This is a genomic window from Sphingomonas sp. Root710 (assembly GCF_001429065.1).
In the GTDB taxonomy this organism is placed as follows: Bacteria; Pseudomonadota; Alphaproteobacteria; order Sphingomonadales; family Sphingomonadaceae; genus Rhizorhabdus.
Genome location: NZ_LMIB01000013.1, coordinates 1 through 4,049 on the forward strand (window position 1 = coordinate 1; position 4,049 = coordinate 4,049).

Below are 4,049 nucleotides of genomic sequence, written 5' to 3' on the forward strand. Positions count from 1 at the left end.
CGAAAATCGCTGCTTCTTCATCGACGTACCTCCCTCCAAAAAGGAAATGCGCCGGAAAAACTAACTTACCGTTTGGACCAATTTTTCCCGATCACCTCAAGTGTCATGCTTGTCAGTGAGCGCGGCTATCGATCCTGGCGTTCGCGACCGATCAGTCGGCGGAAGCGGACGGGTATGAAAGTGCTGGCTCATATCCGGGAACAGTACAGCCTCAGCCTCGGCAGCTATGGTCGTCCGAGGATGACCATGGAACTGAAAGAGGTTGGGCTCGGCGTTGGCGAGCGACTGATGAAGATCAACGGAATCAAGCCGGTCCGCACGCGCAAGCACAAAATCACAACCGACAGCCACCATCGCCTGGGGGTCGCAGCGAACTGGCTGGACGGCGACTTCGCCACCGATGCGCCCAACCGTAAATGGGCGGGCGACATCACCTATAGCTGGACCTTAGAAGGCTGGCTCTACCTTGCCGTCATCCTCGACCTGCATAGCCGGCGTGTCGTTGGTTGGGCTGTCAGTGACAGGATGAAAAAGGATCTGGCGATCCGGGCGCTGGATATGGCGGTGCGCCTGCGCCAGCCACCTGAGGGCTGCATTTTCCATTCAGATCGCGGCAGCCAATATTGCTCCTACGACTATCAGAAAAAGCTGCAGGCCTATGGCCTGCGTCCATCGAGCGGCAAAGGAAATTGCTACGACAATGCGTCCGTCGAGACCTTCTTCAAATCCCTGAAGGCCGAACTCATCTGGCGGCAGAGCTGGCCGACGCGGCGTCAGGCAGAAGCCGCCATCTTTCAGTACATCAACGGATTCTACAACACCCGCCGCCGCCATTCATATCTGGGCGGCATCAGCCCGCTCGCGTTCGAAGCCAAGGTGGCTTAATGAGATAGGTGACCGGCACAAATGCGTTACAAGTCCACCACAGCGTCGCGATGCTGACGCTTACGCCGCGCTCGGCCAGCATCGCCTGCAACTCGGCGAGCGTCGGGTCCGGCTCCTGCTTGATCGCATCTAGGATGAAGCCCGCATGGTCCTCGATCTTCAGTCCGAGATCGCCCCCTGCGGCATGGCGGTCGGCGTGCCGTGAGCGAGCGCCAACTGCCACCACCGGATCGCGCTCGCCGCGCTGACCCCGAACCGCTCGGCAGCGCGCCGGCACGACACTCCGCCGTCGACGGCGGCAACGACACGATCCCGAAGATCACGCGATAAGACTCGACCCTTCCATGCCGGCCTCCTTCGCCAGCACGGATTCCGAATCAGAGAACCCGCCCCATGGGAATCCCCATCGATCCATATAGACTGAAAACCGCTCTGGTCATTGCGGACAAAGACGTCAGACCGGACATGGAAGTGTTCTTACTTTGCGAATTCACCGATTATAATCTGGCATTCTACTCGTTCAGCGCTACAATTATGATGGCGCCCAGTTTAACGCACGACCAGGATTTCATCGATGCCTACACTTACGGTTGTCGGCTAATGAACCTGTGCAGCCTAGCTCGGGTTGTTACGCCACGTTCCATCGTCGCTACCATTCCATCTGGAAGCTGAAATACCGGTGACGATCGGCGACGTGCGGCTCAGGATATGCGAGATTATCCAGCTGTGCCGAAATTGGCGTGACGATCTTCAATGGGGGGCCGTCAAGGATCACGTCCAAATGTTCGTCGAGATTTCGCTGCAGGTATTGGTCGTTGACCTCCTGCGTTGGGCCAGTAGACGCTCCTCGCCCGAGATCAGCAGGCTTCAAAGCACATCCGCAAGCACTAAGCATCACCGATGACGTTATCATCCGCTCTTTCAGCCGACATTCCTACAAGGAATGCTTCAGTCCCTCACCATGAGCCCGCCGCGTCAGCCGGATAGTCATTTAGTTATGCCCACTTCATAATAAATTTGGTACGCAATTTGCTCCACTGCGTGTCTGCTTTATCGGACCACTGCGCCACTCAATCCATCGTCTATCCACTTTTGAACGATCTCTTCGAAGCGCGTCACGCCACCGTTGTATTGCTCATAAAGGATGCCGTCCGTCGTCTTGCCTTCGCCGTTGTAATATCCGGGCGTACATTGCGCCAGAAACGGTTCGCTTGCGTGATAGCTTTCCCGCACGGCTGCCACCCATGCATCCTCGCCGGCAGCGCTCGCCTCGATCGTCTTGGCGCCCGCCTCATTCAACCGGACGATTATTTCGGCAATTCGGCTAGCTTGCCGATCGAAGACTGCGGTGAAATTTCCGAACGCAGCGTTTTGAAGAAAGGCGCCCATGTGGAAGCAATTCGGATAGCCACTTGAGAGATAGCCGTAAAGAGTCTTCATTCCGCCCGACCATTTCTCGGAGAGCGTGATGCCATTCCGGCCGATAATCTTGATATCCCCACGACGGCTATAATCAGTCCCGACTTCGAAGCCCGAGGCGAAGATGATGCAGTCCACTTCGTAGAGCTTCCCATCGACGATAAGCCCTCGCTCTTCGATGCATTCCACACCATGTCCGTTGGTATCAACGAGATCGACATTTGGGCGGTTGAACATCTGCAAGTAATGGTCGCTGAAAGTTGGGCGCTTGCAAAGACGGTTGTACCAAGGCTTGAGCCGCTCCGCGGTGGCGTGGTCCTCGACGATCAGATCGACTCGGGTGCGGATCCGGTTCATCATCTCCAAATCAATCGCTTCGGCCCGCTGAGCACCCGCCTGTGCCTCCTTAGTCTCGCCAACAGTCCCCGCCCAGGCAGCGGCCATCAGCTCCCGCATTTCCGTCCAGCCGTCATTGACCAGATCCTCATCTTCAGGGAGGCCCTGCATTACCCGGTCGAAGTTGTCCGATCGCCGTTTCTGCCAGCCCGCTGCAAGCGAGCTTTCCCACTCAGGGTTCGTCGGGCGGTTAGCCCGTTCGGCGACAGCCGAGGGCGTTCTCTGGAAGACGTACAGATGCTTTGCAAACTCGGCGACTCTGGGCGCACACTGAATACCAGTGCAACCGGTCCCAACGATGGCAACGCGCTTGTCGCAAAGCTTCACCATTTCAGACTCCGGCTTTTCCGAACTGCCCCCCGTGTAATTATAATCCCACCGGCTGGTGTGGAACATATGGCCCTTGAAACTGGTGAGGCCCGGGATGCCTGGAAGCTTGGGTCGGTTCAACGGCCCAAGCCCGAAGATGACAAACCGAGCGGTAATCTTGTCGCCACGATTAGTCGAAACTGTCCAGCGCTGAATCTCCTCGTCCCAGCGCGCCAGGTCGACATGGGTCTGGAACAGAGCCTTGTCGTAAAGGCCGAAGGTTGCACCGATCCTCTGAGCGTTACGGAATATCTCGGTTCCGGATGCATATTTTTCCGTTGGCACATATCCCACTTCCTCGAGTAGTGGCATGTAAATATAGGCGTCGACATCACAGCGAATTCCCGGGTAGCGATTCCAATACCACGTCCCCCCGAAGTCGGCGGCCCCATCAATAATGCGGATGTTGTCGATCCCAGCCTGCTTGAGCCTCACCGCGGCCAGCAGTCCGCAATGGCCGGCTCCCACCACTACGACGTCGACTTCCGCAGTCTGAGGGTTTCGCGACACCCGCTCCGGCACGAAGGGATCGTCCATGAGGTGATCAAGCGCCCCCTCGACCGCTACGAACTGGGCCACGCCTTCCGCTCTCACACGCTTGTTGCGTTCCTCAACGTATTTGGCGCGCACCGCATTCAAATCGGTCGGAAGGGCCGGCTGGCTATGACTTCCGCCCATAGTCGATTGGTTACCCATATGATTGCAGTCTCCATTTGAAAGAAAAATCGCCTCCGCGCCCCTCAAGTCGTGAGGCCGGTCGGAGCGTTCGAAACACCTCGCCGAGCTCGCAGAACGGCGAGCAGAATACCGTAGGCCACCACAGTAACGCTGTCCCGCGTAGTCTAGGCGCGGTCAAATCGCGCTTGAACACGAAGGCTATCTGCTCAGTTTGTCGAAGCATGGGCCGCGCGCGACAAAGTTTCCTGCGATGAAGTGCCGAAACCGCTTTGGCTCGATCTTTGGAGCTTCTTGCATCTTGC

General features: G+C 57.3%; 4 protein-coding genes. 1 reads left to right on the forward strand and 3 read right to left on the reverse strand.

What is annotated here, in order from left to right; genetic code table 11:
• Positions 1-885, forward strand: an 885-nt coding sequence (locus tag ASE00_RS14905; protein ID WP_235538700.1) for an IS3 family transposase, incomplete at its 5' end; no start/stop codon positions are given.
• Here ASE00_RS14905 and ASE00_RS23550 read toward each other — a convergent pair.
• The 3 genes from ASE00_RS23550 to ASE00_RS14920 form a co-directional block, all read right to left on the reverse strand.
• The gene (locus ASE00_RS23550; protein WP_156405451.1) at positions 851-1,108 is read right to left on the reverse strand and encodes a hypothetical protein; all 258 of its coding nucleotides are present in this window, start codon (positions 1,106-1,108) and stop codon (positions 851-853) included. The two genes, ASE00_RS14905 and ASE00_RS23550, sit on opposite strands and share 35 nt — an antisense overlap.
• Before the next feature lie 426 nt (positions 1,109-1,534).
• Entirely contained in the window at positions 1,535-1,756 is a 222-nt protein-coding gene (locus ASE00_RS23555) for a hypothetical protein (RefSeq protein ID WP_156405452.1), read from the reverse strand.
• A gap of 179 nt (positions 1,757-1,935) precedes the next feature.
• The gene (locus ASE00_RS14920; RefSeq protein WP_200957944.1) at positions 1,936-3,765 is read right to left on the reverse strand and encodes a flavin-containing monooxygenase; all 1,830 of its coding nucleotides are present in this window, start codon (positions 3,763-3,765) and stop codon (positions 1,936-1,938) included.
• Positions 3,766-4,049 lie beyond the last annotated feature (284 nt).